Source organism: Pseudomonas sp. W15Feb9B (assembly GCF_000828175.1).
GTDB classification, from domain to species: domain Bacteria; phylum Pseudomonadota; class Gammaproteobacteria; order Pseudomonadales; family Pseudomonadaceae; genus Aquipseudomonas; species Aquipseudomonas parakoreensis.
Window position 1 is genome coordinate 21719 of sequence record NZ_JTKF01000053.1, and the last position, 6495, is coordinate 28213.

The 6495-nt window shown below is 59.8% G+C and carries 6 protein-coding genes; all 6 read left to right on the forward strand.

Translation table 11 applies throughout. The features are described 5' to 3' along the window. Window positions 1-248 precede the first annotated feature (248 nt). The 6 genes from galE (at window position 249) to OC71_RS23920 (ending at window position 6445) form a co-directional block, all read left to right on the forward strand. A complete protein-coding gene (gene galE, locus OC71_RS23895; protein WP_041074032.1) occupies window positions 249-1265 on the forward strand; it encodes a UDP-glucose 4-epimerase GalE in 1017 nt (338 codons plus the stop codon). A gap of 230 nt (window positions 1266-1495) precedes the next feature. Next, complete coding sequence (locus OC71_RS23900; protein WP_003226528.1) at window positions 1496-1732, forward strand: hypothetical protein; 237 nt, start codon at window positions 1496-1498, stop codon at window positions 1730-1732. Between the two features lie 144 nt (window positions 1733-1876). Then, entirely contained in the window at window positions 1877-2938 is a 1062-nt protein-coding gene (locus OC71_RS23905) for a polysaccharide biosynthesis/export family protein (RefSeq protein ID WP_007968243.1), read from the forward strand. Between the two features lie 8 nt (window positions 2939-2946). Further along, a complete protein-coding gene (locus OC71_RS23910) occupies window positions 2947-3612 on the forward strand; it encodes a YjbF family lipoprotein (RefSeq protein WP_041074034.1) in 666 nt (221 codons plus the stop codon). Then, on the forward strand, window positions 3609-4370 hold the full coding sequence (locus tag OC71_RS23915; protein WP_371260453.1) for a capsule biosynthesis GfcC family protein: 762 nt from the start codon (window positions 3609-3611) through the stop codon (window positions 4368-4370). Before OC71_RS23910 ends, OC71_RS23915 begins: the two co-directional genes overlap by 4 nt. Beyond that, window positions 4367-6445, forward strand: a complete 2079-nt coding sequence (locus tag OC71_RS23920) for a YjbH domain-containing protein (protein WP_041074038.1) — start codon at window positions 4367-4369, stop codon at window positions 6443-6445. The genes OC71_RS23915 and OC71_RS23920 overlap by 4 nt, the downstream gene beginning before the upstream one ends. The last annotated feature ends 50 nt before the right edge of the window (window positions 6446-6495 follow it).

Below are 6495 nucleotides of genomic sequence, written 5' to 3' on the forward strand. Positions count from 1 at the left end.
ACAATGTTATGAGATGTCGGTTATAGCGTTATTGGTTATTTTTAGTCGGTATCTGTTGATAGTGATGAGTGCACTCGAGGTGCTAATAAGTACCGGGCAATACAGTTTGACCTGCAAAAATATTTATTGCCAGTGGTTGAACTAATTTTGTTTAAGGCTGTTGTCGTCCTTATTTGTGTGGTGCGCCACAGATTCAATGAAAGGGACTTGACAGGCTACTTGTCACTTATCCAATGACGGACCGCGCTATGAAGATTCTGGTAACGGGTGGCGCCGGCTATATCGGCTCGCACACCACACTTGCGCTGCTTGAAGCAGGTTATGAAGTTGTTGTACTGGATAATCTTTGCAACAGCAGCGATGCGGCACTGCATGCGATAGAAGGTATTTGCGGCAAAAGCGCGCTGATGATTCGCGGCGATGTCTGCGACCGGGCGTTGCTCGACCGGATTTTTCGCGAGCATCAAATCGACGCGGTGCTGCATTTTGCCGGGCTCAAGGCCGTCGGCGAGAGCGTGCGCAAGCCGCTGGATTATTACGAGAACAACGTCGGCGGCAGCATTACGCTGTGTCAGGCGATGGCGGCGGCCGGAGTGTTCCGGCTGGTGTTCAGCTCGTCGGCCACGGTGTACGGCGAGCCTGAGCAGATGCCGATCCGCGAGGATTTCCCCACCGGTATTCCGACCAATCCTTACGGCCAGTCCAAGCTGATCGTCGAGAACGTGCTGCGCGACCTGAGCCTGGCCGAGCCGCGCTGGAGCATCGCCTTGCTGCGCTACTTCAACCCGATCGGCGCCCACCACAGCGGGCACATGGGTGAAGACCCCAACGGCATTCCCAATAACCTGCTGCCTTATATCAGCCAGGTCGCGGTCGGCAGCCTGCAGGAGCTGTCGATTTTCGGTGACGATTACCCGACCATCGACGGTACCGGGGTGCGCGATTACATCCACGTCGTTGACCTCGCCGATGGCCATCTCAAAGCCTTGCAATCGATTGCCGACCGTTCGGGCATTCATACCTGGAACCTTGGCACCGGCGACGGCTACAGCGTGATGCAAGTGCTGCGAGCCTTCGAACAGGCTTGCGGGCAGCCAGTGCCGTACCGGGTGATGCCGCGGCGCAGTGGCGATATTGCCGAGAGCTGGGCCGACGCCTCGAAAGCGCAAAAAGAACTCGGCTGGAAAGCCACGCGCAGTTTGCAGGACATGGTCACCGACACCTGGCGCTGGCAATCGAATCATCCGCGCGGCTATCTCGAATGATGTCGTTCTAATACTGAATGTTAGTTTCGGTCAGCTGTTAGATATCGTCGGGAAAATACGCTGGAAATGCCTTTTGCAAGTCCGTAGATATAAACCTGCCGTTCGACTTTTATCAGTTGGGTAAGACTGTGAAAGAACGACGGATCTTGTTCGCGATTTCGCGAACTTGAACGCTACCACCGCTAACTCAGGCCGGTTTTTAACAGGCCGAATGTTAGAAAGGAGTTGATATGAAAAAAGTGATGGCGATTGCCCTGTTGACGATGTTGAGCAACTGGGCGTCTGCTGCTGAAGCGCCGCTTACTGCGGTGACCAATGTATCTGGCAGTGTCGCGGCTTCTACAGCGCCTGCTGCCAGTACTGCAATGGTTGCCAGTGCAGTCGCGGCGTCCAACAGCGGCGGAAGTGCCAACGGCGGTACCACGGGCACCACCGGTACTACCGGCACCACTGGCACGCACAACTAACAGGAACATTTGTTAGTGCAGTACAGGGTCGCCCGACGCAAGTCGGGTGACTTTATTTTTAGATTCGCCCTTGAATAGCGTAGTGCCATTATGACTCGTAGTTTTTCTCTTTTGCTGTTGGCAAGTATCGCTTTGCAAGGTTGCATGTTTTCCCCCGGCCAATACCTGAGCACCGGCGACATCACGCGCCAGGGCGCCAGCGAAAGCAGTCGGGTCGAGCTGATTCCGATCACGCCCAAGCTGATCTCGATGACCCGCGCCACACAAAAGCGTGAAACGGTACCGGCGGAACTGTTGGCCACGCCGGCGGAATACCGCATCGGCAGCAACGATGTGCTGTACATCACGGTCTGGGATCACCCGGAGCTGACCGCGCCATCGGGGGCACAACAGCAGATCGACGCCAACGGTCGACTGGTGCGCTCCGATGGCACGCTGTACTACCCGTTCATCAAGGAAGTGCAGGCGGCCGGCAAGACCATTCAACAGCTGCGCTCGGACATCGAATCCCGCCTGTCGGCGTTCATCGCCGAGCCGCAAGTGGATGTCGCGGTGCTGCGTTTCGCCAGTCAGAAAGTGGTAGTTTCGGGGGCCGTGGCCAAGGCCGGTCCGCAGCCGATTTCCACCAACCCGTTGAGCGTGGTCGAAGCCCTCGGTACGGCCGGCATCGACACCAACAACGCCGATCTGTCGGGCCTGCTGCTGACGCGCAATGGCCGGGTGTATCCGCTCAATCTCGACTCGCTGAACCAGCAGGACTCCGAGTTGCAGCACGTCTTCCTCAAGGGCGGCGATCAGCTGTATCTGCCGTACAACGACAACAAGCGCATCTACGTCATGGGTGAGGTCAATCAGCCCCGTGCGCTGAGCTTCAAGACCGCCACGATGAACCTCTCCGACGTGCTCGGTTCGGTCGGCGGTCTGAGCCAGACCACCTCCAACGGCAATGCGGTGTACGTGATTCGCGGGGTGGAAAACCTCGATGTCGAGCCGGCGAAGATCTATCAACTGGAAGCTCAGTCGCCGACCTCAATGGCACTCGCTTCGCACTTTGAAGTGCGTCCGCAGGATGTGGTGTACGTCGGCCCGGCCAACGTCACGCGCTGGAACCGCTTCATCAGTCAACTGGTGCCGTCGGCATCGATTGTTGGGACCGGGGCTTCCGCTGCGAAGAACTGGAGCGAATTCAGTAACAACAGCAAATAAGGCCGACCGTGAAAACCTTGAAAGTTGGCGTCTGCCTGATGGCGGCCTTGATGTTGTGTGGCTGTAACCCGCTGATGACCGCTTCGGTGCGCAACCTCAAGTCGGCGGTGATCGGGCCGGACGAGCTGGACGTGAGCGCGGCCCAGGTGGCCGAGGTCAAGTATCCGCAAGTCAAACTGACCACACCGTCCGGTTCCGGAGTGCTGGCGCTGGTGCGCGAGCGGGAAGACCTGCAGTTCTGGGTCGCCTCCGGTAAACAGGTGTTGCTGCTGCGTGATGGCCTCGCCGTGCGCACCATCGGCCTCGGCGTCGAGGGCGATCTGGACGGCACGCGGCTGGCCGACAACGCGCCATTCAAGCGCGGCCTGCATCAAGTTGCCGATGGCTTCACCAGTCAGCGCTGGATCGACCTGTACAAGGGCCAGGAAGTCGGCTTGATCGTCAACAGCCGATTCTCCCGCCGATCCACGCAAACCCTGCAAATTCTCGACAAGGAATACACCGTGCTGCGTGTCGACGAACGTATCGACGTCCCGGCCATCGGCCTGCGCGCGACCAACCATTACTGGGTCGATCCGCTGGACGGTTTCATCCTGCAGAGCGAGCAGCAACTGACCGCGCAAATGCGTGTGCGCATCGTGCAACTGACGCCTGATCGCAGGCATCTGCCGTGAAGCGCTTACGGATGTTATCGGCGGGGCTGCTGTTGCTCAGCGGCGTCAGTCAGGCGGCGGTCACGGTCAGCGGCGATGTCGCCAACCCAGGGCCGGTGGAATTGCCGCCGGGCGGGCGCTTGCTCGACGTGATCAGCGTGGCGCTGCCGAATGCCGAAGGTTACTGGCTGGCCGGCGTGTTGCTGCGCCAGTCGTTGCTGGAACAGCAGGCGCGGCTCAAGGCCGGGGTGTTGTTCGATCTCGATGTGTTGCAGCGCATGGCCTCGTTGTTTGATCGACCGAGCCGCGCGGCACTGGCGCTGCGCCTGGCCGAGCAGGTGCGGCAGATGCCGGTCACCGGGCGCCAGGTCGCAGACCTCGACCCGGTTGCAGTAGAAGTTGGTTTCGCGCGCAACATGCGTCTCGACGATGGCGATCGTCTGATCTACCCGAAACGGGTCGACGAGGTGCAAGTGCTGGGCGCGGTTGCCGAGACCTGCCACTTGCCTTATCAGCCTCTGCTGGAGGCGCGCGAGTACCTGGAAAGCTGCACGCCGCTGGACGATGCCGAGGCCGATTACTTGTGGCTGATCCAGCCCAATGGTGCGGTCCGGCGCGTGGGCATTGCGCATTGGAATCGCGAGAGCGGGCAGTTTCCCGTGGCCGGCAGCAAGATTCTGGTGCCGGTAAAAAACGATGATATGGATCCGCCTGTTCCTGAACTGAATCAGCAGTTGGCCGAATTGATTGCCACGCAGCTGGCTGAGGTGGTTCGTTGAAGTTACGTGTTGCAGCTGTGTTGTTATTGCCGTGCGGCCTGGTGCATGCCGAGCCGCGTATTACTCAAAATGATTTCGGTGGCACCGGTCTGTTGCAGACCCCGACCGCGCGCATGGCGCCGGCCGGCGAACTGAGCGTCAATGCCAACCGCACCGAGCCTTACAGCCGCTACAGCGTGTCGTTGCAGCCACTGGACTGGCTCGAAGGTTCGTTCCGTTACACCGCGATCACCAACCGGCCGTACGGCTCCGAGGCGCTGAGTGGCAGCCAGAGCTACAAGGACAAGGCGGTCGACGCCAAAGTCCGGCTGTGGCAGGAAAGCCACTGGGCCCCCGATGTCGCTTTGGGCTTCCGAGACATTGGCGGTACCGGCTTGTTCGCCAGCGAATATTTCGTTGCCAACAAACGCTTTGATAATTTCGATTTCAGTGCCGGCATTGCCTGGGGTTATCTCGGTAATCGCGGCGACCTCGACAACCCGCTGGGCTACCTCGACGATCGCTTCAAGACCCGTCCGGCCCTGGAAGGCACCGGTGACGTCAACGCCGGTTCGTACTTTCGCGGCAAGCCTTCGTTCTTTGGTGGTGTGAGCTATCAGACACCGTGGGACCGACTCAGCCTGAAGCTCGAATACGAAGGCAACGACTACAAGCACGAGCCGAAGGACAACGTGATCAAGCAAGACTCGCCGATCAACTTCGGTGCGGTGTTCAAGGTGGCCGATTCGGTGGATGTCAGTGCGGCGTGGGAGCGGGGCAACACGGCGATGTTCGGCATCACGTTTCACACCAATTTCGTCAGCCGCAAGGCGCCGGCCAAGACCTACGATCCGACGCCGGAACCGCTGCCGGCGAAGATGCCGACCACGCCGATGGAGCAGGTCAACTGGGCCGACGTGTCGCAGCGCCTGCAGCAGAATGCCGGGTACAAGGTCGAGCGCATCAGTCAGCGTGATTCCGAGCTGATCGTCTACGGCGAGCAGCAGCGCTACTTCCATTCGTCGAAGGCTGTTGGTCGCGCGAGCCGGATTCTCGATAACAGTGTGAACGACGACATCAACTGGTTCACCGTGGTCAACAAGCGTTACGACCTGCCGCTGGAAGAGACCAGCGTGCCGCGCCAGACTTTCCGCGAAGTGATCAACAACGAGGAACCGCTGGAGTCGTTGCACCGCACCACCGAGATCAACCCGGCGATGCCGCACAACGAGAAAACCCTCTACAGCGAAGCGCCGCAGCACTTCAACTATGGCGTCGGCCTGGGCTTCAAGCAGAACGTCGGCGGCCCGGATGGTTTGCTCTATCAATTCAGCGCCGATGCGGACGCCGAGTACCGCTTCAACCGCAACACCTGGTGGAACGGCCTGCTCAGTGCCAACCTGGTGAACAACTTCGACAAGTTCACCTACGATGCGCCGAGCGGCCTGCCGCGGGTGCGTACCGATTTGCGTCAGTACCTGACCACCTCGGAAGTGACCATGCCGTTATTTCAGGTCAGCCATGCCGAGCAGTTGGACAAGGACCTGTATGGCATGGTCTACGGCGGCTATCTGGAGTCGATGTTTGCCGGCGTCGGCGGTGAGGTGCTGTTCCGGCCGACCGGCGAGCGCTGGTCGGTGGGGGCGGATCTGAACTACGTGCGCCAGCGCGAGTTCGACCAGGGTTTCGGCCTGCGCGACTATTCGGTCTGGACCGGGCACATCACCGGCTACACCGATTTGCCGTACGACACACTGGCTGCAGTCAGCGTCGGTCGTTACCTGGCCGGCGACTGGGGCGGTACGCTGGACATCTCCCGCGAGTTCTTCAACGGCGTGCGCTTCGGTGCCTGGGCCACGATCACCACGGCTGGCAGTGCCGAGTACGGGGAGGGTAGTTTCGACAAGGGCATCTACCTGTCGATCCCGTTCGACGAAATGATGAGCATGTCGACCATGCGCCGCGCCAATCTGGTCTGGGCCCCTCTGACCCGTGACGGCGGCGCCAGGCTCAATCGCAGCTTCCAGCTGCACTCGATGACCGATAGCCGCGAGGGTGACATGTTCTATCGCAACTTCTCGAAGATTACCGAGTAAACCCAGAGCCTTCTCGGGACCTGTGGGATCGGGCAAGCCACGCTCCCACA